A 25,366-nucleotide genomic window follows, 5' to 3' on the forward strand; every position below is an offset into this window, starting at 1 on the left:
AGCCGCTCACCCGGGCTGGGCCGGCGGGGTCTGGGCCGGCCCTCCCCAGTGGAACAGCGCCATGGCCACGCTGGTGGCCAGGTTGTAGCTGGACACCTGAGGCCGCATGGGGAGGGCCACCAGCCTGCTGGCCCGCTTGCGCACCTCCGGCGAGATCCCGTGCCGCTCGGATCCGAACGCGAGCAGCGCGTCATCGGGGATGACCACGGACCGGATGTCCTCCCCCTCCGGATCCAGGGCGTACAACGGCCCCGGCGGAAGGTCATCGCTCGCCAGCCGCTCCACGGCGGTGGCGAAGTGCAGCCCCGCACCCGACCGGACCGCGTTCGGGTGCCAGGGGTCGATATCGCCGGTGGTGACCACCCCCGCGACCCCGAACCCGGCGGCGAGCCGCACCACGGCCCCCACGTTCCCCAGGTTGCGCGGGTTGTCCAGCACCACGACCGGCGCCGATCTGGACGGCCCCGCCAGCTCGTCCAGATTCCCCCGCCGATCGGGCCTGACCGCCAGCGCGGCCACCTGCGTCGGATGGACCCTCGGCACAAGGTCGCGCAGCGTCCTGGCCGCCACCTCGACCAGGCGCTCCTCGATCACCGCGGTCAGGTCCCCGGCCAGGTCGTCCGCGAGAGCGAGCGCGGCGGCCTTGTCGCTCGTGACCGCGATCCGCACCTCCGCGCCGAACCGGAGCGCGTGCTTCAGCGCATGGAAGCCATCCAGCAGCACGGTCCCCTCAGCGGCCTCATGCCACCGCCGCACGACCGTCACGGCCTCGTCGTCACCCATGCCCACAGCCTACGGTCGGCCCTCGACACCCTTCTCCGTCCGCTGGCGCGGCAGCCGGACCGTTTGCGCCCGGACGCGGTCGCGGACCTTGTCCGCCCGCCTCCCGACCCAGCGCAGAAAGTTCGTCGGGAGGAAGATCGCATCCGCCGCGATCATGGCCAGGGAGAAGAAGGGCAGTCCCAGCAGCACCGCGATCCCGATGTGCTCCAGCACCAGCAGGACGAGCATCACGTTCTTGACCCGCCGGTTCAGCAGCGTGAAGGGGAAGGCGACCTGCACGATGACGGTGCCGTAGGTGAGCACCATGACCACAAGGCCGCTGCCGGCCAGCACATCGGCCAGCGCGGGCCAGGGCGAGAAGTAGTCCAGGTGCAGCGGGTAGTAGAGCGCGGTGCCGTCCTGCCAGCGCGAGCCCTGGACCTTGTACCACCCGGCGGAGGCGTACAGCAGACAGACCTCGCCCATGATCACCAGCACGGCACCGTTGTGCACAAGGTTGGCGAGGATGTCCAGAAGGGTGCGCGGCTCGCCGGGTGCGTAGCGCCGGACGAGCCACCAGGCGCCGTGGACCGCCCAGACGCCCCACAGCGCCATGGCCCAGCCGACGCCGGGGAGCGGGCCGTAGGCCGACCAGTCGAGACGGGCTTCGGTGAACAGCTGCGCCCACAGCAGGGCCGACCCGGTCAGCGCCCACAGCACGATCCCGGTGGTGTCGCGCGGCTCCGGCGCCCCGGGCCCGCGCCGCGCCGCGCGGCGGGCGTCCAGGGACCACACCCGCCCGCACCGGGTCAGCGTCAGATACATCGCCACCAGGTGGATGATGTTGTCGCCGCCGTCCCCCACGAAGACGCTGCGGTTCTGCAGGGAGATCACCCCGAGCATGAACAGCACGGACATGGTGCGGGTCCGCCAGCCGAGCAGGAGCAGCGCGCTGGAGACGACGGCGAGGGCGTAAACGGTGTCGAACCACAGGCCGCTGTCGGACCACATGAGCGCGCTGAAGGCGCCGTTGCCCTCCATGAGCTGATGGGCCATCTCCCAGCTCCATGGGCCCTCGGGCCCGTACAACTCCTGGCGGTGGGGCCATTCGCGCAGCAGGAACAGCAGCCAGGTGAAGGAGAAGCCGATCCGCACCACGGCGGTCTGGTACGGGCCGAGCGCCGATCCGGTGACGCGGCCGTGGGCGCGGATGACGGCTGCTTCGACGCGGGCGGCGGCCTTGGCGCGGGGCGCCGCCGGGGGCAGGGAGGGGCGGGGAGGGTGCGGGGGCAGCGGCGGCTGCGGCGGGAGGGCTGGGGTCGTCACCGGCGCTTCGCCTCCGGCAGGTCGGCGTCGGTAATCGGCCACCAGGGCAGCTCCCGGCGGGTGGGGCGGGTGTCGATCTTCTCCTCGCTCCACGACGGGGCGGCCAACTGCCGGGTGAGCGAACGCAGCTGGATCCGCTGCACCGTGCCGCCGTCCTGCTTCAGGCCCAGGCGGAGTATCGCGAGCCGCCGCAGATACTGCGCCGAGAGCTGTCCGCGCAGCCCGTTCGGCCGCTCCTGGGCGTCGTGCGAGAGAAGGTAGAAGTCCCAGGCGCGGCGCAGCTGGTTCTGCTGGGTGTGGCTGGGCAGCGGATTGTGCCTGATGGCCGCGCCGTCCTGGGCCGACAGGTCTCGCCACCCGGTGGTCGCGGTACCGCCCTCGGGGGTGCGGATCTCGGCGCGCACCTGGACGGCGATGTTCTGCTGGAGGGGGTTCGGGGCGAAGAGCTTCCAGTTCCGTTCGAATTCTGGATATATGTAGTCGTCTATCGCCTCGCTGTACTGCTTACTGGCCGTGTTGGCCGGGGAGACGTTCAGGAAGGCCATCCCGAGGTGGACGGCCACGGCGGCCACGATCACCGCGAGGCCCACGGCCACGACGAGCTGCGAGGGCAGCGACAGCAGGCTCCCCGCTCTCGTCTCCCCCTCTTCATGCTCCCCTTCCTCCCCCTGCTCCGCTCTCTCTCCTTTCTCCCCCTTCTCCCCTTCCTCCAAGATTTGCCCCGTATCCGCCATTCCCGCCCCGATCCCGTGGTCCCCGGCCGCGCGCAGCACGCTGCGCTCTCCGCGCCTTCCGCGCTTTCCGCGGCCCTTACGCCCCGGAACGGTACCGATGAGCGCGCGCAGGGCACAGCGCCCCGGAGTTATCCACAGGCTTGACACCCCACGTTCCCCCGGCACACCATTGAACCGAACGATCGGTCGGTCGGGCGCGGGCGACAGCCCGGCGGGGACGGCGAAGGGGCTTCGCATGACGACGATGGCGGCTGACGCGGAGGCGTATCAGACGGTGTTCGACGCCGCCCTGGCCACGGACGAGCGCATCGAGCCCCGCGACTGGATGCCCGACGAATACCGCGCCTCGCTGGTGAGACAGATGGCCCAGCACGCACACTCCGAGATCATCGGCATGCAGCCGGAGGCCAACTGGATCAGCCGGGCGCCCTCGCTGCGCCGCAAGGCCATCCTCATGGCCAAGGTCCAGGACGAGGCGGGACACGGCCTGTATCTCTACAGCGCCGCCGAGACTCTGGGCACCAGCCGCGACGAGCTGCTCGACAAGCTCCACTCCGGCCGCCAGAAGTACTCCTCGATCTTCAACTACCCCACTCTCACCTGGGCCGACATGGGCGCCATCGGCTGGCTGGTGGACGGCGCGGCGATCACCAACCAGGTGCCGCTGTGCCGCTGCTCCTATGGGCCGTACGCACGGGCGATGGTCCGGATCTGCAAGGAGGAGTCCTTCCACCAGCGCCAGGGATTCGAGCTGCTGCTGACCCTGAGCCGGGGCACCGAGGCGCAGCGCGCGATGGCGCAGGACGCGGTGGACCGCTGGTGGTGGCCCTCGCTGATGATGTTCGGCCCGCCCGACGAGGCATCGGCCCACTCCGCCCAGTCCATGGCCTGGAAGATCAAGCGCCATTCGAACGACGAGCTCCGCCAGCGCTTCGTCGACATCTGCGTCCCGCAGGCCGAAGCGCTCGGCCTGACCCTCCCCGACCCCGACCTGAGGTGGAACGAGGACCGGGGCCACTACGACTTCGGGCCGATCGACTGGGAGGAGTTCCGCGAAGTGCTCCGGGGAAACGGGCCGTGCAACACCCAGCGCATCTCCCAGCGGCGCCGGGCCCATGAGGAAGGCGCCTGGGTGCGCGAGGCGGCCGCGGCGTACGCGGCCAAGCACGGAGAGGCCGGAGCATGAGCGGCGGCACCAGCGGTGAGTGGCCCCTGTGGGAAGTGTTCGTGCGCGGCAGGCGCGGCCTGTCCCACACCCACGCCGGCAGCCTGCACGCGCCGGACGCCGAGATGGCCCTGCGCAGCGCCCGCGATCTGTATACGCGCCGCTCCGAGGGCGTCTCCATCTGGGTCGTGCCGTCCGACCGGATCACCGCCTCCTCGCCGGACGAGAAGGATCCGTTCTTCGAGCCGGCCGCCGACAAGCCCTACCGCCATCCGACGTTCTACGAGATCCCCGAGGGGGTGCGGCACCTGTGACCGCCGCCGCACTCGCCCTCGGCGACGACGCCCTGGTGCTCTCCCACCGGCTGGGGGAGTGGGCGGGGCACGCCCCGGTGCTGGAGGAGGAGGTCGCCCTCGCCAATATCGCCCTGGACCTGCTCGGGCAGGCGCGGGTGCTGCTCTCCCTGGCGGGCGACGAGGACGAGCTGGCCTATCTGCGGGAGGAGCGCGCCTTCCGCAATGTCCAGCTCGTCGAGCAGCCCAACGGCGACTTCGCCCACACCATCGCCCGCCAGCTGTACTTCTCCACCTATCAGCAGCTGCTGTACGACCGGTTGGCGCGCGGTGACGGCCCCTTCGCCCCGCTGGCCGCCAAGGCGGTCAAGGAGGTCGCCTACCACCGCGACCACGCCGAGCACTGGACCCTGCGGCTGGGCGACGGCACCGCCGAGAGCCATGAGCGGATACGGCGCGGCCTGGAGGCGCTGTGGCGGTTCACCGGCGAGCTGTTCGAGCCGGTCGAGGGGTGCGAGGTGGACTGGACCGCCCTGCACGACGAGTGGCTGGCGCGGATCACGGCCGTGCTGGACCGGGCCACCCTGGCCGTGCCCGAGGGCCCGCGGCGCGGCGCCTGGGCGGCCGGCGCCGGGCGGCAGGGCGTCCACACCGAGCCGTTCGGCCGGATGCTGGCCGAGATGCAGCATCTGCACCGCAGCCACCCGGGGGCGTCATGGTGACGCCCGCGCCCGCGACCCCGCTCGAGACCCGGCTGCGCGAGCTGGCGGGCGCCGTGCCGGACCCGGAACTGCCCATGGTGAGCCTGGCCGAGCTCGGTGTGCTGCGCGCGCTGCGCGTCATGGCGCCGGGCCGGGTCGAGGTCGAGCTGACCCCCACCTACACCGGCTGTCCCGCGCTGGAGTCGATGGCCGCGGACGTCGAGCAGGTGCTGCACGACCACGGCATACCCGAGGTGACGGTCCGCACCGTCCTCTCCCCGCCCTGGTCGACGGACGAGATCAGCGCGGAAGGCCGTCGCAAGCTGGCCGAGTCCGGCATCGCACCGCCCGGCCCCCGCGCCGCGGGCGGGCCGGTCGCCGTCGACCTGACGGTGCGCTGCCCGCACTGCGGATCGACCGACACCAAGCTGCTCAGCCGCTTCTCCTCCACCTCCTGCAAGGCGCTGCGCCGCTGCGAGACCTGCCGCGAACCCTTCGACCACTTCAAGGAGTTGTGATGGCCGCCGAAGGCGTGGCGGCGCCCGTGCCCCGCCATGGCGCCTTCCATCCACTGCGGGTGATCGCGGTCGACCGGCTCACCGACGACTCGGTGGCCGTCACCCTCCAGGTCCCGCCCGCGCTGCGCGAGACCTTCCGCTTCTCTCCGGGACAGCACATCGCGGTGCGGCGGTTCGCCGACGGCGCCCAGATACGGCGGACCTACTCGATCTGCACACCGGCGCCGGCGCCCGAGGGACCCTCGGCCCTGCGGGTCGGGGTGCGGCTGGTCGAGGGCGGCGAGTTCTCGACGTATGCCCTCAAGGAGCTGGCGGTCGGCGAGGTCATGGAGGTGATGGCCCCGGCCGGCCGGTTCGTACTGGACCCCAGGCCCGGCCACTTCGCCGCCGTGGTCGGCGGCAGCGGCATCACCCCCGTTCTGTCCATCGCCTCGACGCTGCTCGCCCGCGAGCCGCAGGCCCGCTTCTCCTTGATCCGCGGTGACCGCACCACCGCCTCCACGATGTTCCTGGAGGAGGTCGCCGATCTGAAGGACCGCTGGCCCGGCCGGCTCCAGCTGGTGAGCGTCCTCTCCCGGGAGGAGCGGCAGGCCGGGCCGGTCTCCGGACGGCTCGACGAGGAGCGGCTGACCGGGCTGCTGCCGGCGCTGCTGCCGGTGGAGTCGGTGGACGGCTGGTTCCTGTGCGGGCCGTACGGGATGGTGCGCGGCGCCGAGCGGGCGCTGCGCGCCCTCGGGGTCGCCCGCCGCCGCATCCACCAGGAGATCTTCCATGTGGACGCCGGGGACAGCGAGGCCGTCCCGGCGGGGCCGAGCCCGACCGCGGCCCCGTCCCGCTCCATGGTGACGGCGACCCTGGACGGCCGGTCGGGCACCTGGCCGGTACGGGAGGGCGAATCGCTGCTGGAGGCCGTGGAGCGCAACCGCCCGGACGCGCCATACGCCTGCAAGGGCGGGGTCTGCGGGACCTGCCGGGCGTTCCTGGTCTCGGGCGAGGTACGGATGGACCGGAACTTCGCGCTGGAGCCGGACGAGGTGGCGGCCGGTTATGTGCTGTCCTGTCAGTCGCACCCGGTCGACGAGCGCGTGGAGCTGGACTTCGACCGCTGAACCGCCGCAGCGCGGCCCGACGGGGTGGACGGCGTTCCCGAAAGGGCGGGCTTGCGCGGGCGTTCCCTTCTTGTAGAACCTGTTCTATCTTGACGGGCCGTCAGACCAAGCCATGGCGCGGGAGGACGGACAGTGGACTTCACCTTCACCGAGGAGCAGCAGGCGGCCGCCGAGGCGGCGAAGGCGGTCTTCTCCTCCGCCCCGCCGGACGGGGTGCCCAGCCCCGCGCTCACGCCCGGCGCCGTCGCCGACGACCTCGACCGCCGGCTGTGGGGCAAGGCCGCCGACGCCGATCTGCTCGGACTCCTGCTGGACCCGCGGTACGGCGGAGCCGGACTGGACCCCATCGCCCTGTGCCTGGTGCTCCGCGAGGCCGGCCGGGTCCTGGCCCGTGTGCCGCTGCTGGAGTCCACCGCGGCCGCGCTCGCCGTCCAGCGGTACGGCGGGGAGGAGCTGTGCGCCGCCGTGCTGCCCGGCGTCGGCCGGGGCGAGCTCGTGCTGACCGTCGCCCCCCACGGCCGCACCGGCCACGACGCGGCCGAACTCGCCGTACAGGCCCGCCAAGACAGTGGCGCGGACGGCGACGGCGGCCCCTGGGTCCTCGACGGCGCTCAGACCGCCGTGCCCTGGGCCCACAGCGCCGACCGCATCCTCATCCCCGCCCACACCGAAGCGGGCCAGACGCTTCTCGCGCTGGTCCCCCGCGACCTCACCGGTGTCACCCTCAGCCCACAGATCTCCACCAGCGGTGAACGGCTCGCCGAGATCCGCCTGGACTCCGTACGGCTGGACGGCTCAGAGGTACTGACGGCGGACGGCGCCTGGGAGTGGCTGCGCCATCTCCTCACCACCGGCATCTGCGCGCTCGCGCTGGGTCTCGGCGAAGCGGTGCTCACCCTGACCAGCTCCTACACCAGCAAGCGCGAGCAGTTCGGCTTCCCGCTCGCCACCTTCCAAGCGGTCGCCGTCCAGGCCGCCGACCGCTATATCGATCTGCGCGCGATGGAGGCCACGCTCTGGCAGGCCGCCTGGCGGCTGGCCACGGACCGCGAGGGTGCACCGGCCGCGCCCGGGGCGCTGCCCGTCGCGGGGGATGTCGCCGTGGCCAAGATCTGGGCCGCCGAGGGGGTGCGCCGCGTCGTCCAGACCGCACAGCATCTGCACGGCGGCTTCGGCGCGGCGACCGACTATCCGCTGCACCGCTACCACGCCTGGGCCAAACAGCTGGAGCTGTCCCTCGGCCCCGCCGCCGCCCACGAGGAGGCGCTGGGCGACCTACTCGCCGCCCACCCGCTCGGCTAGCGCACACGGCCAGTACACAGCGGGCCCTGTCCGGGCATCCGACTAGAGCACAAAGGCCCCGTCGGCCGCGGCGGTCTGCCCGCTCACCAGCGGGCGGCCCGCCGCCTGCCAGGCGAGCATGCCGCCGTCCACGTTCACCGCGTCCAGACCCTGGGCGACCAGATACTGCGTCACCTGCGCCGACCGCCCGCCGACCCGGCACACCACATGCACCCGTCCGCCATCGCCCAGCGCCTCGGTCAGCTCACCGAACCGGGCCACGATCTGCCCCATGGGGATATGCAGGGCGTCCTCGGCGTGCCCTGCGGCCCACTCGTCGTCCTCCCGCACATCCAGCAGGAACCCATCGGCCGGCACCGCCGCGACCTCCATCTCGGGAAGCGGGGCAAATCCCATCACATACACCTCTCACACGACCTGGCAGCTGAGGGAAACCTACTACCGCACGAGCTCCGCCAGCTGATTCTCCTTCTCGGCGACCTTGGCCAGCAGCTGCTCGGCGATCTCATCGAGCAGCCCGTCGGGGTCCTCCGGCGCCATCTTGATCATCGCGCCGATCGCGCCGGACTCCAGCTCGGCGGCGACCTGGGCCAGCATCTCCTTCCGCGCGGCCAGCCACTCCAGCCGGGCGTACAGCTCCTCGCTGCGGCTCCACCGGCGCTCGGGCGGCGGCGGACCGGCCGCCCACTCCTCGGCCAGCGCCTTCAGCCGCTCCTCGTCCCCGGCCGCGTACGCCGCGTTGACCCGCACGATGAACTCGCCGCGCCGCTCCCGCTCGGCTCCGTCCTCCGCCAGGTCCGGATGCGCCTTGCGGGCGAGCTCCCGGTAGATGCGGCGCGCCTCCTCGCTCGGCCGCACCCGCGGCGGCGGCTGCACCGGCTGCTCGGTGAGCATGGCCGCCCCTTCGGGCGACAGCCCGTCGGAGTCGAGCCAGCCGTGGAACAGCTCCTCGACCTGCGGCATCGGCAGCACCAGCCCCCGCGCCTCCCGCGCCTTGCGGATGTCCTCGGGGTCACCTGTGCGCGCCGCCACCGCCTCGGCGATCAGCGCGTCGAGCTCGTCGAGGCGGGAGTACATCGGCCCGAGCCGCTGATGGTGCAGCCGGGAGAAGTTCTCCACCTCGATGCGGAAGGTCTCCACCGCGATCTCGAACTCGATCAGCGCCTGCTCCGCCGCCCGCACGGCCCGCTCAAGCCGCGCGGTGGCTTCTGCCTCCGCCGCCCCGGCCTCCGCATGCGCGTCCGTACCCGCGTCCGACGGCACTCCCGCCGCCGACTCCGACGGCTCCTCTGATCGGGCTTCGGGCCGGGTGTGTGATCGCTCCTGCGATTCAGCCTGGGGCTCTGCCTCCGGCACCGGCTGCCGGGCCTGCTGCTGCGCTTCCGGGTTCGTCACCCGCTCACCCTACGTCCGGCGGCGATCGGGCCGGGGAGGAGTCACACCCCCAACTCGGCCGCTATCCGCCCACCCCGCACCGCGGCGAGAAGCCGCGCATGGTCCTCCTCCGTGCGGTCCGCGTACGCCACCGCGAACTCGGCGACCGCCTCGTCCAGCTCGTCCCCCTTTCCGCAGTACCCCGACAGCAGCCGCGGGTCCACGCTGTGCGCATGCGCCCGCGCCAGCAGCGCGCCCGTCATCCGCCCGTAGTCATCCATCTGGTCGGCCGCCAACGCCACCGGGTCCACGCTTCCCTTCCGGTTGCGGAACTGCCGCACCTGATAGGGGCGCCCCTGGACCGTGGCCCAGCCCAGCAGGATGTCGCTGACCACCTGCATCCGCTTCTGGCCCAGCACCACTCGCCGCCCCTCATGCTCGACGGCGGGCACCTCGAAGCCGACCTGCCGCACATACGGCAGCAGCGCGGACGGCCGCGCCTCCTTGATCTGCAGCACCATCGGCTCACCTCGGTGGTCGAGCAGCAGCACCACATACGACCGCGTCCCCACGCTTCCGGTGCCCACCACCCGGAACGCCACATCGTGCACCGCATAACGGGCCAGCAGCGGCAGCCGGTCCTCCGGCAGCGTCCCCAGATACTCGCCCAGCGCCGACGCCACGGCCGCAGCCTCCGCGTCCGGCACCCGCCGCAGCACCGGCGGCGCGTCCACGAAGCGCCGCGCCACCGGTCGCCCGGACGGATTCTCCCCGTCCGGCACAGCCTCCGTCGACCTGGCGGCGAACCGCGCGCTCGTGTTCCGCCGCGCCTTCTCCGAGACCCGCTGCAACGTACCGGCCAGGTCCTTGGCGTCCGCGTGCGAGACCAACTCCTCGTCCGCGATCGCGTTCCACGCGTCGGCGGCGGGGAGCTTCGACAGCAGCCGCAGCGTGCGCCGGTAGGAACCCACCGTGTCATGGGCCGCCGCCCGGCAGGTGTCCTCGTCCGCTCCCGCCTCCCGCCCGGCCAGCACCAGCGAGGCGGCGAGCCGCTTCACATCCCACTCCCACGGGCCGTGGATGGTCTCGTCAAAGTCGTTGAGATCGATGACCAGGCCGCCGCGGGCGTCCCCGTACAGACCGAAGTTGGCGCCGTGGGCGTCCCCGCAGAGCTGCGCGCCGACGCCGGTCACCGGCGTGGCCGCCAGATCGTGGCCCATCAGCCCGGCCGCCCCGCGCAGAAAGGAGAACGGGGAGGCGGCCATTCGCCCGACTCGGATCGGGGTCAGCTCCGGCAGCCGCCCGGTGTTGGACCGCTCGACCGCCTCCACCGCGTCCGGCCGCCCCGCGCCCCGCGGCAGCTCGCGATGGGCCGAGCGGGGCACCCGCTCCCGCAGCGCCTTCCCTTCCTGCCGGGCCGCGCCGCTCCCCGGCCACTGGGAGAACCCCGGGACATGCGGCAGCCGCCGCACCGCCTCCTCGCCGCGTCCGCCGTCCGTCATCACGCGCCCCCCGTTCAACACGCGCCCCCCATTTCCCCGCCGGCACAACCACCGGCCATGTCGCAGATATCGCAGACGTCGAAGACGACGAGACCGACGACCAGACCGACAACCGGCCCCGGACGCAGGCCCGAAGACTTCGACTGCCATGACCGTACAGCCCGCCGCGAAAACCCGTCACGGCCTGTGGATAACCTCGCCGACCGCCACGAACGCCCTGCTCAGAACCCGCTCAGCAGGTGAGGGCCGACTACCGGCACTCCTCGTCCTCGGCCATGTACCGCTCCGCCCACCGAGCCAGCTCGCTCAGCGCGGGCTCCAGCGCCCTGCCGCTCTCCGTCAGCCGGTAGGTGACCCGCAACGGCGGCCCCGCATCGACCTCCCGCAGCGCCAGCCCCGCCGCCACCAGTTCCGTGAGCCGGTCGGTCAGCATGCGTTCGCTGATCTTCGGGATGGCCCGCCGCAGCTCGGCGAAGTACGCGGGCCGCGTCATCAGGACGGTCACGATGAGCCCGGTCCACCGCTTGCCGAGCAGTTCGAAGACGCGGGTCATCGTCCCGTCGACCTTCATGCACGTCTTCTCGTCGTGCTCCGCGCGCCCGCCGCCACCCGCCATGGAGCACAGCGTACTGCCACTCCAACCCACACTGCAGAAAAGTAAGCTCCTGTGCTATTCATAGCTACGTAGAAATATTTCGCGCTCACTGCCGGTCCGGCCACCAAGCCGCCCCGGCACCGAGCCCCGTTATCCGGAAGGTCCTCATGCCCACGCTTCTGCACATCGACAGCTCCCTCTTCCCTGCCGACGCCTCCGCCTCCCGCGCCGTCACGGCCACCTTCCGCAAGGAATGGGAGGCCCAGCACCCCGACGGCACGGTCATCTACCGCGACCTGGCCGCCGAGCCCCTGCCACACCTGGACGGCCTCGCCGCCGCCGCGGGCTTCACCCCCGCCGAGCAGCGCACGCCGGAACTCGAGGCCGCCTTCGCCCTGCGGGACAGCCTGGCCTCCGAGCTGGAGCGGGCGGACGCGGTTGTGATCGGCGCCCCGATGTACAACTTCACGATCCCCTCCTCCCTCAAGGCCTGGCTGGACCACGTGATCATCGCGGGCCGTACGTCGATGGCCCAGCCGTCCACCACGGCGGGCACCCCGACGGTCGTCGTCGCCAGCCGTGGCGGCGGCTACGGCCCCGGCACCCCGCGCGAGAGCTTTGAATTCGTCCTCAACTACCTGGGCAAGACGCTGACCGAAATGCTCTCTCTGGACGTCGAGTTCATCGTCCCGGAGCTGACCCTGGCCCGTACCAACCCGGCCATGGCCGACCTGGTCGACCTCTCCGACGCCTCCAAGGCGAAGGCGCACGAGGAGGCGGCCGCCAAGGCCAAGACCGTCACCGCACGCCTCGCCGCCTGACCCGTACCGGGTAGCGCACCACTACCCCACCACCCGCCGGCCCCGGCCCGACCGCCCGGCGGGCCCCAGGGCCTCCTCCGTCCGCCGGCACCGCCACGCACCGCGAGGACTGCGACAGCGCGCAGCGGGGGAGGCCCCACTCACGGCCGTCCTGGCGGCCGGCATCGGGGTGTACGCACCGCGCCACCGGGCCGGTTCACCGAAACCGCCGTGACCTGCGGCACAGGGGAAGAGACACGCCAAAACCCGCGCACCGAAACCCGCACGCCGAAACCCACCCACCCGAAACAGCGGGCGCCCGAAACAGCGCGCCCAAACGCGAAACGGGCCCCTCCGGCGCGACTTTCGTCACACAGGAGAGGCCCGCTCCGACTGGTGCGCGAGGGGGGAGTTGAACCCCCACGCCCTTTCGGGCACTGGAACCTGAATCCAGCGCGTCTGCCTATTCCGCCACCCGCGCATGGGTGCTGCCGACCGAATCACCGCCGATTTCCCGAACCGAACCTTCCGGTTCGACCGAGCTGTGCGGTGCGCCTTCCGACATCCAGAACATTAGCACGCCGTCCAGGGTGGATTCACACGCGTTCCCGACGCCCCAGCACCCGCCCGACCGGATAGCGACCCGGTTGCGGGACACTGTCATGAAGGCACCTCTACGATCCCTGTGAGAGGTGACACTGCTCCGCAGGGCCAGGAAGGGGAACCACCCGATTTCCCGACGCGTGGATACGATCAGTAAGCAGTATGAGGACGACACTGAGCACGACTGAGGAAGGAGGTGCCCCGTGGGAGTACTGAAGCGCTTCGAGCAGCGTCTCGAGGGTCTCGTGAACGGCACCTTCGCCAAGGTGTTCAAGTCAGAGGTCCAGCCCGTCGAGATCGCGGGCGCGCTCCAGCGTGAGTGTGACAACAACGCCAGCATCTGGAACCGCGACCGGACCGTCGTCCCCAACGACTTCATCGTCGAACTGAGCGCGCCCGACTACGAGCGGCTGAGCCCGTACTCGGGCCAGCTCGGCGATGAGCTCGCGGGCATGGTGCGCGACTACGCCAAGCAGCAGCGCTACACGTTCATGGGCGGCATCAAGGTCCATCTGCAGAAGGCCGACGACCTCGACACCGGCCTGTACCGCGTGCGCAGCCGCACCCTGGCGTCCAGCGAGTCCCAGAGCCCGCAAGGGGGCCGCGGCCCCGCCGCGCCCCAGCAGCGCCCCGGCGGCTACGGCTACCCCCCGCAGCCCTCGGGCGCACCCCCCATGCCCGCCGCGCCGCCGTCCGGCGCCCGCTCCGCGCCCCGCGCCGGCGGCTCCGGCGTCGGTGCGCAGTCGTACGGGCAGACCCGCCGGTGGATCGAGATCAACGGCACCCGCCACCAGATCTCCCGGCCCACCCTGGTCCTGGGCCGGAGCACCGACGCCGACGTGCGGATCGACGACCCCGGAGTCTCGCGCCGACACTGCGAGATCCGGGTCGGATCGCCCTCCACCATCCAGGATCTGGGCTCGACCAACGGCATCGTGGTAGACGGACAGCACACCACACGCGCTACGCTCCGCGACGGCTCGCGCATCGTCGTGGGCAGCACCACCATCGTTTACCGGCAAGCCGAAGGGTGAAGCGGGGGCAATGTCAGAGCTGACCCTCACGGTCATGCGGTTGGGTTTCCTCGCCGTACTGTGGCTGTTCGTCATCGTGGCCGTCCAGGTCATCCGTAGCGACCTGTTCGGGACCCGCGTGACCCAGCGCGGTTCGGCGCGGCGCGGCGCCCCCGACCGGCCGCAGCAGCGGCAGGCAGCGACGCCTCCGCCCCAGCGCCAGCAGCCGGCCGGCCGGGGCGCGAGCCGCGGCCGCCGCGGCGCACCCACCAAGCTGGTCGTCTCCGAGGGCACGCTCGCGGGCACCACGGTCGCCCTCCAGGGGCAGACCATCAGCCTCGGCCGGGCCCATGACTCGACCATCGTGCTGGACGACGACTACGCCTCCAGCCGGCATGCCAGGATCTACCCGGACCGCGACGGTCAGTGGATCGTCGAGGACCTCGGGTCCACCAACGGCACGTATCTCGACCGGACCCGACTCACCACACCGACACCGATTCCGCTGGGCGCGCCGATTCGTATCGGCAAGACCGTCATCGAGCTGCGGAAGTAGTACGACCATGACGACCGGAGGGTGGGCAGCGTGGTTGGCAAGGGGCTGTACCCGGAGCCGACGGGCGAGGTGCGCATGAGTCTGTCACTGCGTTTCGCCGCCGGATCGCACAAAGGCATGATCCGGGAGGGCAACGAGGACTCCGGCTACGCCGGCCCCCGGCTGCTCGCCATCGCCGACGGCATGGGCGGCCAGGCCGCCGGTGAGGTCGCCAGCTCGGAAGTGATCTCCACTCTCGTCCAGCTCGACGACGACGTCCCGGGCTCGGACATCCTGACCTCCCTGGGCAGCGCCGTGCAGCGCGCCAATGACCAGTTGCGCATGATGGTCGAAGAGGATCCGCAGCTGGAGGGCATGGGCACCACGCTCACCGCCCTGCTGTGGACCGGCCAGCGGCTCGGCCTCGTCCACGTCGGCGACTCGCGCGCGTATCTGCTGCGCGACGGCGTGCTCACCCAGATCACCCAGGACCACACCTGGGTGCAGCGCCTCGTCGACGAGGGCCGGATCACCGAGGAGGAGGCGGGCACCCACCCGCAGCGCTCCCTGCTGATGCGCGCCCTGGGCAGCGGCGACCATGTCGAGCCCGATCTGTCCATCCGGGAGGTCCGGGCCGGGGACCGGTATCTGATCTGCTCCGACGGCCTGTCCGGCGTGGTCAGCCACCAGACCCTCGAGGACACCCTCGCCAGCTACCACGGCCCGCACGAGACCATTCAGGAGCTCATCCAGCTCGCGCTGCGCGGCGGTGGCCCCGACAACATCACCTGCATCGTCGCCGACGTCCTCGACGTCGACGGCAGCGACACCCTCGCCGGGCAGCTCAACGACACCCCCGTCATCGTGGGCGCGGTCGCCGAGAACCAGACCTCCCTCGGGGACGGCGGCGCCGCGCACACTCCCGCGGGCCGGGCCGCGGAGCTCGGGCGCAACCGGGGGATGGCGCCGGGGGAGGCCCAGGGGGGCTTCGGCCCGCCGGGGAGCGGCGACCCGTCGCTCGGCGGCCCGCCCGAGGGCAGCTACGGGGCGTACGCGGACGGCGACTTCACCAAGAAGGGCGGCCGCAAGAAGTGGATCAAGCGGTCGCTGTACATCGCGCTGGGCCTCGCAGTGGTCGGCGGCGGCCTCTACGGCGGTTACCGCTGGACGCAGACGCAGTACTACGTGGGCGCCAACGGCGACCATGTGGCGATCTACCAGGGCATCAGCCAGGACCTCGCCTGGATCAAGCTCAACAAGGTCCATGAGGACCACCGTGAGATCGAACTCAAGTACCTCCCGGTGGACCAGCGCAGCCGGGTCGAGGACACCATCGCGGTCGGCAGCCTCAACCAGGCCAAGGACAAGACCAAGGACCTGGCCACCCTCGCCAGCGCCTGCAAGAAGTCGGATGCGCAGCGCCAGGCCGAGGAGAAGCAGCAGGACCTCACCAACGGCAAGGACAAGAACAAGGACAAGGCGGGCGGTTCCGCCGGCGGCAAGGCCCAGACCGACAACGAGCTGACGACGAACGCGGGAGAGGCCACGACGCCGCCGGCGCCGGGTGGTCAGCAGCAGCAGCCGAACACGAACGACAAGGACACGAAGTCGCCGTCGTCCACGCCTTCGTCGAAGCCCTCGTCCAGCGCCACGCCCAAGCCCGGCCCCACCCTCTCCGAGGAAGAGCAGAAGTTGGTCCCGCAGTGCAGCAGTGCCCAGCAGTGAAGCCGTAGGGGGCCGTTGATCCATGAGCAGTACCAGCAATACGACCACCATCAGCACGATCGGCCCGCCGAGCAGACGCAACACCGAGCTCGCGCTGCTGGTCTTCGCGGTGATCGTCCCGGTCTTCGCGTACGCCAACGCGGGCTTGGCCCTCAGTGACGAGCTGCCCTCGGGCATGCTCAGTTACGGCCTGGGCCTCGGCCTGCTCGCCGGGGTGGGCCACCTGGTGGTGCGTAAGTTCGCCCCGTACGCCGACCCGCTGCTGCTGCCGATCGCCACCCTGCTCAACGGCCTCGGCCTGGTGATCATCTGGCGTCTCGACCAGTCCCGGCGACTGGCCCAGCGCGCCGAGAACGCCGGCCAGGTCTTCTCGGCCGCGGCCCCCAACCAGCTGATCTACTCGGCGATGGCCGTGGCCCTGTTCGTGGGCGTCCTGATCTTCCTCAAGGACCACCGGATCCTCCAGCGCTACACCTACATCTCCATGGTCGGCGCGCTGATCCTGCTCATCCTCCCGGTCTTCTTCCCGCCGGTCTTCGGCGCCCGGATCTGGGTCCGGGTCGGCAGCTTCTCCATCCAGCCGGCCGAGTTCGCGAAGATCATCATCGCGGTGTTCTTCTCCGGCTACCTGATGGTCAAGCGGGACGCCCTCGCCCTGGCCAGCCGCCGCTTCATGGGCCTGTACCTGCCGCGCGGCCGCGACCTGGGACCGATCCTCGTCGTCTGGGCGATGAGCATCCTCATCCTCGTCTTCGAGACCGACCTGGGCACCTCGCTGCTGTTCTTCGGCATGTTCGTCGTCATGCTGTACGTCGCCACCGAGCGCACCAGCTGGATCGTCTTCGGCATGCTGATGTCGGCGGCCGGCGCGGTCGGCGTCGCGTCCTTCGAACCGCACGTCAAGGTCCGAGTGATGGCGTGGCTGCACCCCTTCGCCGTCTATCAGGAGCACCCCCCGAGCTGGGCCACCACCGACCAGATCGCCCAGGCCCTGATGTCCTTCGGCTCCGGTGGCGTCTTCGGCACCGGCCTCGGCCAGGGCGCCTCCGACCTCATCGGGTTCGCCGCCAACTCCGACTTCATCCTCGCCACCGTGGGCGAGGAGCTGGGCCTGGCCGGCACCATGGCGATCCTGCTGCTGTACGGCCTGATCGTGGAGCGCGGCGTGCGCACCGCCCTCGCCGCCCGCGACCCGTTCGGCAAGCTGTTGTCCATCGGCCTGTCCGCGGCCTTCGCCATCCAGGTCTTCGTCGTCGCCGGCGGTGTGATGGGCCTGATCCCGCTGACCGGTATGACCATGCCGTTCGTCGCCTACGGCGGCTCGTCCGTGCTCGCCAACTGGGCGCTCATCGCGATCCTCATCAGGATCAGCGACACCGCCCGCCGCCCGGCGCCGGCCCCCGCGCCGTCCACCGACGCCGAGATGACCCAGGTGGTCCGACCGTGAACAAGCCCCTGCGCCGAATCGCGATCTTCTGCGGACTCCTCGTCTTCGCCCTGCTGCTGCGGGACAACTGGATCCAGTACGTCCAGGCCGACACGCTCAAGAACCATAAGCACAACCACCGTGTCGACATCGCCCGCTACAGCCAGCCGCGAGGCAACATCATCGTCGAGGGCGGCGACGCCATCACGGGCTCCGTCGAGACCAACGGCATCGACTACAAGTACAAGCGCACCTACAAGAACGGCGAGATGTGGGCGCCGGTCACCGGCTACGCCTCGCAGGTCTACGGCACCAACCAGCTCGAGAACCTCGAGGACGGCATCCTCACCGGCGACGACGACCGCCTCTTCTTCAACCGGACCGTCGACATGCTCACCGGCAAGGAGAAGAAGGGCGGTGACGTCATCACCACCCTGAACCCCAAGGCACAGGAAGCCGCGTTCAAGGGCCTGGGCAACAAGAAGGGCGCCGTCGCCGCGATCGACCCGCGCACCGGCAAGATCCTCGCGCTCGCCAGCACCCCCAGCTACGACCCCTCCACCATCGCCGGCGCGAGCAAGAAGGACGGGGCCGCCTGGAAGGCGCTCGACAAGAAGCAGAACCCGGACGACCCGATGCTCAACCGGGCGCTGCGTCAGACCTACCCGCCGGGCTCCACCTTCAAGGTCGTCACGGCGGCCGCGGCGCTGGAGAACGGCTTGTACAAGGACATCGACGAGCCCACCCGGTCGCCGCTGCCGTGGAAACTGCCGCTGTCCACCCAGAACCTGAAGAACGAGGGGAACATCCCCTGCGAGAACGCCAGCCTCCGCGTCGCCCTGCGCTACTCCTGCAACACCGTCTTCGGCAAGGTCGGTGACGACCTCCGGGTGGACAAGATGCGCGAGGAGGCCGAGAAGTTCGGCTTCAACAAGGAGCAGTTCACGCCCGTCCGCGCCGACGCCAGCGTCTACCCCGAGAAGATGGACCGGCCGTCCAACGCCCTGTCCTCCATCGGCCAGTTCGACAACCGCGCCACCCCGCTGCAGATGGCCATGGTCGCCGCCGCGGTCGCCAACGACGGCAAGCTCATGAAGCCGTACATGGTCGACAAGCTGCGCGCCCCGAACCTGAACGTCATCGAGCAGACGCAGCCCGAGCAGATGAGCACGCCGCTCTCCGAGGACAACGCCCAGAAGCTGCAGGAGATGATGGAGACGGTGGTCCAGGTCGGCACCGGAACCTCCGCCAGGATCCCGGGCGTCACGGTGGGCGGCAAGACCGGTACCGCCCAGCACGGCGTCGCCAACAGCAAGAACCCCTACGCGTGGTTCATCTCCTACGCCAAGGGCAAGGACGGCTCCTCGCCGGTCGCGGTCGCGGTCGTCATCGAGGGCTCCGACACCGTCCGTGACGACATCGCCGGCGGCAGGCTCGCCGCGCCGATCGCCAAGGACGTGATGAAGGCGGTGCTCGCCGGAGAGAAGTGACCCCGGTCACGTCCTGGTGCCGATCCCGCACGTCGCCGTACCGGTCACGTATCAAGTAGCGACCGAGGCCGGGTCCGGCACGGCGTCCCGGGTACGGTATGCCCGAGCAGCACACCGCCGGGCCCCTACGGGTGCGGCCGGGAATGACGGAAGAGGGCTGGAGTAGCTATGGAAGAGCCGCGTCGCCTCGGCGGCCGGTATGAGCTGGGCTCTGTGCTCGGCCGCGGTGGCATGGCCGAGGTCTACCTCGCGCATGACACCCGCCTCGGCCGCACTGTCGCCGTGAAGACGCTCCGGGTGGATCTGGCCCGCGACCCGTCCTTCCAAGCCCGGTTCCGCCGAGAGGCCCAGTCGGCCGCCTCGCTCAACCACGCCGCGATCGTCGCGGTCTACGACACCGGCGAGGACTACGTCGACGGGGTCTCGATCCCGTACATCGTGATGGAGTACGTCGACGGATCCACCCTGCGGGAGCTGCTGCACTCCGGCAGAAAGCTGCTCCCCGAACGGTCCCTGGAGATGACCGTCGGGATTCTCCAAGCTCTGGAGTACTCGCACCGCAACGGCATCGTCCACCGTGACATCAAGCCGGCGAACGTCATGCTCACCAGGAACGGCCAGGTCAAGGTCATGGACTTCGGCATCGCCCGGGCCATGGGCGACGCCGGTATGACCATGACGCAGACCGCCGCCGTGATCGGCACCGCCCAGTACCTCTCCCCCGAGCAGGCCAAGGGCGAGACCGTCGACGCGCGCAGCGACCTCTACTCCACCGGCTGTCTGCTGTACGAGCTGCTGACCGTGCGCCCGCCGTTCATCGGCGACTCACCGGTCGCCGTCGCCTATCAGCACGTACGGGAGGAGCCGCAGCCGCCGAGCACGTTCGATCCGGAGATCACCCCGGAAATGGACGCGATCGTGCTGCGGGCCCTGGTCAAGGACCCGGACTACCGCTACCAGTCCGCCGACGAGATGCGCGCCGACATCGAAGCGGCCCTGGAGGGCCAGCCCGTCGCCGCCACCGCCGCGCTGGGCGCGGTCGGCTACGGCGGCGAGGACCAGCCCACGACCATGCTGCGGTCGCAGGACGTCGGCGCCCAGACCTCGATGCTGCCGCCGATGCGCGACGACGATGGGGGCTTCGGCTACGACGAGCGCCCCGACCGCAGGCGCGGGCCCGAGAAGAAGAGCAACCTCTCGACGATCCTGCTGGTCCTGGCCGGCATCCTGGTGCTGGTCGGAGCGATCTTCATCGGCAAGGAGATCTTCAGTGGGAACAACAACAGCGAGAACGTCGATGTGCCGTCGCTGAAGGGGCTGACCCTCTCAGAGGCCAGGCAACAGGGCGTAAACGCGGACTTCAAGGTCAAGGTGACCGGCAGCCCCATCTTCTGCGATGCGGACAAGAACACGGTCTGCGAGCAGAGCGCGAAGGGCGAGAAGGCCATCGAGCGCGGCGGCACGGTCCGGCTGACCATGTCCAAGGGCCCCAAGCCCGCCGAGAAGGTCGAAGTCCCCGACGTCATCAACATCCAGTTCGAGAGCGCCAAGCAGCAGCTCGAGGCCAAGGGCTTCAAGGTCAACAAGACGACCGAGGAGTCCGACCAGACCGCGGACAAGGTCATCGACCAGGACCCCAAGGGCGGCAAGAAGGTCGCGCCGGGCACCGAGATCACCCTGACCGTCGCCCGGGCCCAGTCGAAGGTCACCGTCCCTGACGTCACCACCAAGAAGCTCGCGGACGCCACCTCCACGCTCGAGGGCGCGGGCCTGAAGGTGCAGACCACGGAGGTCGAGAACGCCGACGTCGAGGCGGGCACGGTCATCAGCCAGAACCCCCAGCCCAACGAGCAGGTCCTGCCCAACACGACCGTCACCCTGACCGTCGCCAAGGCCCCCGCGCAGCAGCAGAACGTCGCGGTGCCCCAGCTGCGCGGCCAGAAGCTCAAGGACGCCAAGAAGGCCCTCGAGGACGCCGGCCTCACCGTCGGCACCGTCTCCGGATCGCAGAACGAGGACTCCAGGGTGCTGTTCTCCGACCCGGCGGAGGGCCAGCAGGTGCCCAAGGGCCAGGTCGTCAACCTGACCACCTTCGACAGTGGCCAGGGCAACAACGGGGGCGGTGACGGCGGCGGCGACGGCGGCACCATCCCGTTCGGCGGCCCCACCGGCGGGCCCTAGGACGCGCGCTCCGCGCGGCAGCAGTCGCCTCGGCAAGAAGCCCCGGCGCCCGGGAATCGGGCGGCCGGGGCTTCCCCGTGGTCGGGCCTGGCGGTTAACGCAGCTCCTTGGGCGGCGTACGGTCCGCGTCGACCTTCTCCGTACGCTCCAGCTCGCCCCACACGATGTACCGGTGGCGCGAGGTGTAGACCGGTGTGCATGTCGAGAGCGTGATGTAGCGGCCCGGCTTCGTCTTCCCCGACTCCTTGGGGACCGGGCTGAGCACCCGCACGTTGTACTTCGAGGTCTCGGACAGCTCCGCGTAGACCTTGTAGATGTACCAGACGTCCCGGGTCTCGAAGACGATCGCGTCACCCTTGTCCAGCTTGTCGATGTTGTGGAACTTGGCGCCGTGCCCGTCCCGGTGCGCGGCCAGGGTGAAGTTGCCCTTCTTGTCCCACGGCATCGCCGACTTCACCGGCTTGGTGTAGTAGCCGGCGACGCCGTCGTTCAGCGTCTCCGTCGCCGTGCCCTTCTTGACCAGCACCTCGCCGTTGTGCATGGCCGGCACATGCAGAAAGCCGATGCCGTCCTTGGTGTCGAGCCGGCCGGGCCCCTCCTGCTGCGCCCACTGCCGGCGCACCCGGTCGCCCTGCTTCTTCGCCTCGCGGTCGGCCAGCACATTCGTCCACCACAGCGAGTAGACGACGAAGAGGGCGAGGAGCACCCCCACGGTGATCAGCAGCTCGCCCAGAATGCCGACGGCCGCGGCTATCCGCCCCCGGCGGGGGCGGCCCTGCCGCGCGGGCGCGGCGGGCAGTTCGCCCGGCCGCTCGTCTTGGTCGGTCCGTGCCACCGCGTCCTACCCCTTTTTCCGGTCGTCCCGGTCTTTCTGACTACCTGGTCGTTCTGGCCTTCCCGGCCGCGCTCGCTCACTGGACCAACGCGTCCGGCTTGCCCTTGCTCCGAGGCCGCTCGTCGACCATCTTGCCCCAGACGATCATGCGGTATTTGCTGGTGAACTCGGGGGTGCAGGTCGTCAGGGTGATGTAGCGGCCCGGTTCCGTAAAGCCCGAGCCGGGCGGCACCGGACCGATCACTCCTGTGTTCGAGGGCTGGGTCTGCGGCAGGATGCTGGTCATCTCGTAGGTGAAGAACGCGTTCTGCGTCTCCACGACGATCTTGTCGCCGGGCTTGAGGTTATTGATGTACCGGAACGGCTCACCATGGGTGTTGCGGTGCCCGGCCAGCGCGAAGTTGCCCTTCTTGTCCCACGGCATCGCGGTCTTCAGCTTGCCGCTGCCGTAGTGGCCGACCATGCCGTGGTCGAGGACCTTCTGCTTGCTGATCCCTTCGGCGATGGGGGCCTTGACGTCCAGCTTGGGGATGTAGAGGATCGCGAAGCCCTCGCCGGGCGAGAACGTACCGGGATCACGGTTCGCCCCGCCCTCCCGATCCCACTTCTTCTGGAGGCTGTTGGCGGCGCCGTTCGCCTGCTGATGGGCCAGGATGTTGGTGTACCACAGCTGGTAGGTCACGAAGAGCAGCATCAGCACGCCGACCGTGATGAACAGCTCACCGACGACACGGCTCGCGATGACGGCCGGGCTGTCCTTGCGCGCCCGGGCGGCGCGCTTGGCCTCCATACGGGTGCGGGGCTTCGCCGTCTGTGGCCCGCTTCCGGCCGGGGTGGCGGTGGCGGTGCCCGTATCGTCGCCCGCGCCCCCCGCCCCGCCGCGCGCGCGGGCTCCCCGTCTGCCGCCGCCGCGCTTGGCCGCCGCCTGAGCGGCGCGCCTGCGCGCGGCCCGGCCCCCGGGCGGCGGCTCCTGCGGGCCGTCCGCGGCAGCCTCCTCGGCGGGGTCGGCCGCGATCTGCCGCAGCAGCACCGTCTCGTCGTCGCCCGGAGGGGGAGCGGCGGCCTTGGGCCCGTCGGCCGTCCCCGCCCGGACCGCGCGCAGCGCCACGGTCTCGTCGTCGCGCGCCGCCCGTCGCCTGCCTGTCGCCTGTCCGCCTGGCGTTTGCCCAGTCGGCGTTTGCCCAGTCGGCGCCTGTGCCGGAGCCCCCGCCCCGGACACCCGCGGCAGCACGGCCGTCGCGTCCGCGTCAGCGGGTGTGGCGGGCCCGGCGGGCGCCGCGGGGGCGGGGCGGCGATGGCGGGCTCTGGGCGGGCCTCCAGGAGGCCGCTCAGCGGTCGGGGCGGGTCCAGGCGCTCCAGGCACGGACGGCGCCGCCCGACCCGCCACAGGCCCGGCAGCGGGCGTTCTGACGGGCCCTGGCGGAGGTTCGGCCATGGGCCCCGTCATGGGCCCGGTGGTACGCCCCGTCATGGGCCCCGTCGAAGGCCCCGCGGCAGGCCCGGCGGTGGGCCTCGTAGCGGGCCCGGTGGCGGGCCCCGCGCCGGGCCCGGTCACGGTCCCTGGTACGAGTCCGGGCGAGGATCTGGGCAGCGGATCGGTCAGGGGGTCGTCCAGCCGCTCCACCGCCGCCGCGAACGCGTCCGTGCCCCCGTAGGCGCCGGGCGGCTCATTCGGCTCGTACGGCGCGTATGGGTCGGGCTCCTGGGCGCCTTGGGGCGCGCCCTCGCGCTCGGGGCGCAGTGCGGTCACTCGCCGGCCTTACCGCCGACCGCCCCCACCACGGGGGCCAGACCCGCCGACCGCCCCACCGCCCCCGTGTCGCCGCACTCCTCGAGCCAGTTGGCGAGCATCCGGTGCCCCCACTCGGTGAGCACCGACTCGGGATGGAACTGCACGCCCTCCACGGGCAGCCGACGGTGGCGCAGCCCCATCGCGATGCCCGTCTCCGTCCAGGCCGTGATCTCCAACTCGTCCGGGACGGTGTCCCGTTCGACGGCCAGCGAGTGGTAGCGGGTGGCGGTGAAGGGCGACGGAAGGCCCTTGAAGACGCCGGTGCCCTCGTGCGTCACGCGCGAGGTCTTGCCGTGCAGCAGCTCGGGGGCGCGCCCGACGACCCCGCCGTACGCGACGGCCATGGACTGCATCCCCAGGCAGACACCGAAGACCGGCACGCCGGTGCGCGCGCAGTGCCGCACCATGTCGACGCAGACGCCCGCCTCCTCGGGGGTGCCGGGGCCCGGGGACAGCAGGACGCCGTCGAAGCCGTCCTGGGCGTGGCCGAGGGCCACCTCGTCGTTGCGCAGCACCTCGCACTCGGCGCCGAGTTGGTAGAGGTACTGGACCAGGTTGAAGACGAAGCTGTCGTAGTTGTCGACGACCAGGATGCGCGCGCTCACCGGGGGCCCGCCATTCCCTCGTCGACCGTCACATCGCCGAACGGCAGCAGGGGCTCCGCCCACGGGAAGACGTACTGGAAGAGCACGAAGACGATCGCCAGCACCAGTACGAGCGAAATCAGCGCCCGCACCCATGCGTTGCCCGGCAGATGCCGCCAGATCCAGCCGTACATGCCATCCCTACTCACGACGAAGAAGTCGACTGCAGCACCAGAGTAAGGGGCCGGGCCCGGGGCCGGTGGGTCAGCTGAGCAAAGCTTCCGGCTTGCCTTCGGTCACTGGACGGGTGGCGTCCAGATGTGCCCAGGCGATCAGCCGATGGCTGTGCCCCCACTCCGGCTCACAGGTCGTGAGGGTCAGATAGCGGCCCGGCCCCCGGAACCCGGACGCGCGCGGCACCGGGTCGATGACGCCGACGTCGGTGGGCAGCGTGCGGTAGGGCCGCTTGTCGATGCGGTACGTGTACCAGGTCGTGCCGTCGCTGAGCACTACGGCGTCGCCGGGGCGCAGCCGGGGGAAGTCCTTGAACGGGTCGCCGTAGGTGCGGCGGTGCCCGGCGACGGCGAAATTGCCGCGGGCACCGAGCTGGGCGGTGCGGGTGTAGTGGCCAAGGCCCTTCTTCAGGGTGTCGGTCCCAGTGCCCTGAAGGACCGGCTTGGCCCAGTCGGCGCCGAAGCGGGGGATGTACATGATCGCGAATGACGCGCCGTCCCGGTACGGCTCCGGCCCGGGGCGGCGGACTGCCGGGGGCTCCGTCGCCTCGGCGCCCGCGACCGGGCCGGTCGCCCATCGGTCCTGGAGCCGGTCGATCTCCCCGTCCATCGCGCGGTCGGCGAGGACGCCGGTCCAGTACAGGACATAGACGACAAAGAGGACGATCAGGGTGCCCACGGTGAGACAGATCTCACTGAGCGTCCTGACGATCAGTCGCACCCTCATCGACCGCACACCTGTCCATGTTCACCGCGCCTGTCGCGTTC

The 25,366-nt window shown here is 70.9% G+C and carries 25 protein-coding genes and 1 tRNA gene; 13 read left to right on the forward strand and 13 right to left on the reverse strand.

Going from position 1 to position 25,366, the window contains the following annotated elements; translation table 11 throughout:
• Positions 1 to 6: 6 nt before the first annotated feature.
• The 3 genes from ACFV2X_RS17850 to ACFV2X_RS17860 are packed head-to-tail and all read right to left on the reverse strand — an operon-like array spanning position 7 to position 2,822.
• Complete coding sequence (locus ACFV2X_RS17850; protein WP_385617200.1) at positions 7 to 783, reverse strand: TrmH family RNA methyltransferase; 777 nt, start codon at positions 781 to 783, stop codon at positions 7 to 9.
• Positions 784 to 792: 9 nt separating this feature from the next.
• A complete protein-coding gene (locus ACFV2X_RS17855) occupies positions 793 to 2,088 on the reverse strand; it encodes an HTTM domain-containing protein (RefSeq protein WP_385617202.1) in 1,296 nt (431 codons plus the stop codon).
• Positions 2,085 to 2,822 carry a DUF5819 family protein gene (locus tag ACFV2X_RS17860; protein WP_385617312.1) on the reverse strand — a complete coding sequence of 246 codons (738 nt, stop codon included), beginning with the start codon at positions 2,820 to 2,822 and terminating at the stop codon, positions 2,085 to 2,087. Before ACFV2X_RS17860 ends, ACFV2X_RS17855 begins: the two co-directional genes overlap by 4 nt.
• 235 nt (positions 2,823 to 3,057) lie before the next feature.
• Here ACFV2X_RS17860 and paaA point away from each other — a divergent pair, with 235 nt between their 5' ends.
• The 6 genes from paaA to ACFV2X_RS17890 all read left to right on the forward strand — a co-directional run bounded on the left by paaA (position 3,058) and on the right by ACFV2X_RS17890 (position 7,910).
• Complete coding sequence (gene paaA, locus ACFV2X_RS17865; protein WP_385617204.1) at positions 3,058 to 4,008, forward strand: 1,2-phenylacetyl-CoA epoxidase subunit PaaA; 951 nt, start codon at positions 3,058 to 3,060, stop codon at positions 4,006 to 4,008.
• Entirely contained in the window at positions 4,005 to 4,301 is a 297-nt protein-coding gene (paaB, locus tag ACFV2X_RS17870) for a 1,2-phenylacetyl-CoA epoxidase subunit PaaB (protein WP_385617206.1), read from the forward strand. The genes paaA and paaB overlap by 4 nt, the downstream gene beginning before the upstream one ends.
• A complete protein-coding gene (gene paaC, locus ACFV2X_RS17875; protein ID WP_385617208.1) occupies positions 4,298 to 5,002 on the forward strand; it encodes a 1,2-phenylacetyl-CoA epoxidase subunit PaaC in 705 nt (234 codons plus the stop codon). Before paaB ends, paaC begins: the two co-directional genes overlap by 4 nt.
• Positions 4,996 to 5,499 (forward strand): 1,2-phenylacetyl-CoA epoxidase subunit PaaD, encoded by a 504-nt coding sequence (gene paaD / locus ACFV2X_RS17880; RefSeq protein ID WP_089507439.1) that lies wholly within the window; start codon positions 4,996 to 4,998, stop codon positions 5,497 to 5,499. Before paaC ends, paaD begins: the two co-directional genes overlap by 7 nt.
• A complete protein-coding gene (locus tag ACFV2X_RS17885; protein ID WP_385617211.1) occupies positions 5,499 to 6,608 on the forward strand; it encodes a 2Fe-2S iron-sulfur cluster-binding protein in 1,110 nt (369 codons plus the stop codon). The genes paaD and ACFV2X_RS17885 overlap by 1 nt, the downstream gene beginning before the upstream one ends.
• A gap of 132 nt (positions 6,609 to 6,740) precedes the next feature.
• Entirely contained in the window at positions 6,741 to 7,910 is a 1,170-nt protein-coding gene (locus ACFV2X_RS17890; protein WP_385617213.1) for an acyl-CoA dehydrogenase family protein, read from the forward strand.
• Positions 7,911 to 7,952: 42 nt separating this feature from the next.
• Here the strand turns inward: ACFV2X_RS17890 and ACFV2X_RS17895 are convergent, their stop codons facing one another.
• From ACFV2X_RS17895 to ACFV2X_RS17910, 4 genes are all read right to left on the reverse strand, one after another.
• Complete coding sequence (locus ACFV2X_RS17895; protein ID WP_385617215.1) at positions 7,953 to 8,306, reverse strand: rhodanese-like domain-containing protein; 354 nt, start codon at positions 8,304 to 8,306, stop codon at positions 7,953 to 7,955.
• A gap of 42 nt (positions 8,307 to 8,348) precedes the next feature.
• A complete protein-coding gene (locus tag ACFV2X_RS17900; RefSeq protein ID WP_385617314.1) occupies positions 8,349 to 9,173 on the reverse strand; it encodes a hypothetical protein in 825 nt (274 codons plus the stop codon).
• A 173-nt stretch (positions 9,174 to 9,346) separates the two neighbouring features.
• On the reverse strand, positions 9,347 to 10,786 hold the full coding sequence (locus tag ACFV2X_RS17905) for a DUF2252 domain-containing protein (RefSeq protein WP_385617217.1): 1,440 nt from the start codon (positions 10,784 to 10,786) through the stop codon (positions 9,347 to 9,349).
• Positions 10,787 to 11,036: 250 nt separating this feature from the next.
• Positions 11,037 to 11,402, reverse strand: a complete 366-nt coding sequence (locus ACFV2X_RS17910) for a winged helix-turn-helix transcriptional regulator (protein ID WP_385617219.1) — start codon at positions 11,400 to 11,402, stop codon at positions 11,037 to 11,039.
• Between the two features lie 146 nt (positions 11,403 to 11,548).
• On the opposite strand from ACFV2X_RS17910, the gene ACFV2X_RS17915 reads away from it, so the two are divergent.
• Positions 11,549 to 12,202 (forward strand): FMN-dependent NADH-azoreductase, encoded by a 654-nt coding sequence (locus ACFV2X_RS17915; RefSeq protein ID WP_385617221.1) that lies wholly within the window; start codon positions 11,549 to 11,551, stop codon positions 12,200 to 12,202.
• 373 nt (positions 12,203 to 12,575) lie between these two features.
• Here ACFV2X_RS17915 and ACFV2X_RS17920 read toward each other — a convergent pair.
• Positions 12,576 to 12,662, reverse strand: a tRNA-Leu gene (locus ACFV2X_RS17920).
• Positions 12,663 to 12,987: 325 nt separating this feature from the next.
• Between ACFV2X_RS17920 and ACFV2X_RS17925 the strand changes: the two genes are divergently transcribed.
• From ACFV2X_RS17925 to pknB, 6 genes are all read left to right on the forward strand, one after another.
• On the forward strand, positions 12,988 to 13,818 hold the full coding sequence (locus ACFV2X_RS17925) for an FhaA domain-containing protein (protein WP_385617223.1): 831 nt from the start codon (positions 12,988 to 12,990) through the stop codon (positions 13,816 to 13,818).
• A gap of 10 nt (positions 13,819 to 13,828) precedes the next feature.
• On the forward strand, positions 13,829 to 14,353 hold the full coding sequence (locus tag ACFV2X_RS17930; RefSeq protein WP_385617225.1) for an FHA domain-containing protein: 525 nt from the start codon (positions 13,829 to 13,831) through the stop codon (positions 14,351 to 14,353).
• A gap of 75 nt (positions 14,354 to 14,428) precedes the next feature.
• The gene (locus ACFV2X_RS17935) at positions 14,429 to 16,057 is read left to right on the forward strand and encodes a PP2C family protein-serine/threonine phosphatase (protein WP_385617227.1); all 1,629 of its coding nucleotides are present in this window, start codon (positions 14,429 to 14,431) and stop codon (positions 16,055 to 16,057) included.
• Between the two features lie 22 nt (positions 16,058 to 16,079).
• Positions 16,080 to 17,504, forward strand: a complete 1,425-nt coding sequence (locus ACFV2X_RS17940) for an FtsW/RodA/SpoVE family cell cycle protein (protein ID WP_385617229.1) — start codon at positions 16,080 to 16,082, stop codon at positions 17,502 to 17,504.
• Entirely contained in the window at positions 17,501 to 18,973 is a 1,473-nt protein-coding gene (locus tag ACFV2X_RS17945; RefSeq protein ID WP_385617231.1) for a peptidoglycan D,D-transpeptidase FtsI family protein, read from the forward strand. Before ACFV2X_RS17940 ends, ACFV2X_RS17945 begins: the two co-directional genes overlap by 4 nt.
• Positions 18,974 to 19,141: 168 nt before the next feature.
• Positions 19,142 to 21,154, forward strand: coding sequence for a Stk1 family PASTA domain-containing Ser/Thr kinase (pknB, locus tag ACFV2X_RS17950; protein ID WP_385617233.1), 2,013 nt, complete (start codon positions 19,142 to 19,144; stop codon positions 21,152 to 21,154).
• 94 nt (positions 21,155 to 21,248) lie between these two features.
• Here the strand turns inward: pknB and ACFV2X_RS17955 are convergent, their stop codons facing one another.
• The 5 genes from ACFV2X_RS17955 to ACFV2X_RS17975 form a co-directional block, all read right to left on the reverse strand.
• Positions 21,249 to 21,989 (reverse strand): class E sortase, encoded by a 741-nt coding sequence (locus ACFV2X_RS17955; RefSeq protein WP_385617235.1) that lies wholly within the window; start codon positions 21,987 to 21,989, stop codon positions 21,249 to 21,251.
• A gap of 76 nt (positions 21,990 to 22,065) precedes the next feature.
• Positions 22,066 to 23,739, reverse strand: coding sequence for a class E sortase (locus ACFV2X_RS17960; RefSeq protein ID WP_385617237.1), 1,674 nt, complete (start codon positions 23,737 to 23,739; stop codon positions 22,066 to 22,068).
• Positions 23,736 to 24,386 carry an aminodeoxychorismate/anthranilate synthase component II gene (locus tag ACFV2X_RS17965; protein ID WP_089507425.1) on the reverse strand — a complete coding sequence of 217 codons (651 nt, stop codon included), beginning with the start codon at positions 24,384 to 24,386 and terminating at the stop codon, positions 23,736 to 23,738. Before ACFV2X_RS17965 ends, ACFV2X_RS17960 begins: the two co-directional genes overlap by 4 nt.
• Positions 24,383 to 24,574 (reverse strand): hypothetical protein, encoded by a 192-nt coding sequence (locus tag ACFV2X_RS17970; protein WP_143667732.1) that lies wholly within the window; start codon positions 24,572 to 24,574, stop codon positions 24,383 to 24,385. The genes ACFV2X_RS17965 and ACFV2X_RS17970 overlap by 4 nt, the downstream gene beginning before the upstream one ends.
• Positions 24,575 to 24,629: 55 nt before the next feature.
• Positions 24,630 to 25,325, reverse strand: a complete 696-nt coding sequence (locus ACFV2X_RS17975) for a class E sortase (protein ID WP_385617239.1) — start codon at positions 25,323 to 25,325, stop codon at positions 24,630 to 24,632.
• Positions 25,326 to 25,366 lie beyond the last annotated feature (41 nt).

Origin of the sequence: Streptomyces sp. NPDC059679 (assembly GCF_042734105.1) — a bacterium.
In the GTDB taxonomy this organism is placed as follows: Bacteria; Actinomycetota; Actinomycetes; order Streptomycetales; family Streptomycetaceae; genus Streptomyces.